Origin of the sequence: Mitsuaria sp. WAJ17, assembly GCF_014174515.1 — a bacterium.
GTDB lineage: Bacteria > Pseudomonadota > Gammaproteobacteria > Burkholderiales > Burkholderiaceae_C > Roseateles_B.
This window is the reverse complement of the sequence record NZ_JACJUG010000144.1, coordinates 1-353: the sequence shown is the minus strand read 5'-3', so window position 1 is coordinate 353 and position 353 is coordinate 1. Positions and strand designations below refer to the sequence as shown.

At 68.8% G+C, this 353-nt stretch carries 1 protein-coding gene and 1 pseudogene; both read left to right on the top strand.

Features of this window, described 5'->3' with window-relative positions; all coding sequences use genetic code 11:
• A partial coding sequence (locus tag H5407_RS23780) for a CoA-transferase (RefSeq protein ID WP_310737699.1) occupies positions 1-218 on the top strand: 218 nt, incomplete at its 5' end.
• Positions 215-353: pseudogene (locus H5407_RS24575) on the top strand (3-oxoadipate CoA-transferase); the annotation flags it as partial. The gene H5407_RS23780 and the pseudogene H5407_RS24575, both read left to right, overlap by 4 nt.

The following is a 353-nucleotide window of genomic DNA, read 5'->3' as shown; positions in this document are numbered from 1 at the left end:
CCGAACGCGGCGATCGCTGGGGCAATCTGGTGTACCGCAAGACGGCCCGCAATTTCGGCCCCGTGATGGCGACGGCAGCGCGCGTCACCGTCGCGTCGGTACACGAGGTGGTCGCGCTGGGCGAACTGGATCCGGAAACCGTCGTCACACCGGGCATCTTTGTGCAACGTTTGGTGTGCTGCCCGCGCCCCAACTCGGCCATGGAGCGGCGCGCATGAGTTGGCAACCCTGGACGCGCCATCAGATGGCCGCGCTGGTCGCGGCGGATCTTCCTGAAGGCGCCGTCGTGAACCTGGGCATCGGCCTGCCGACCCTGGTGGCCGGCCAGTTGCCGCCCGGTCGCGAGATCGTCC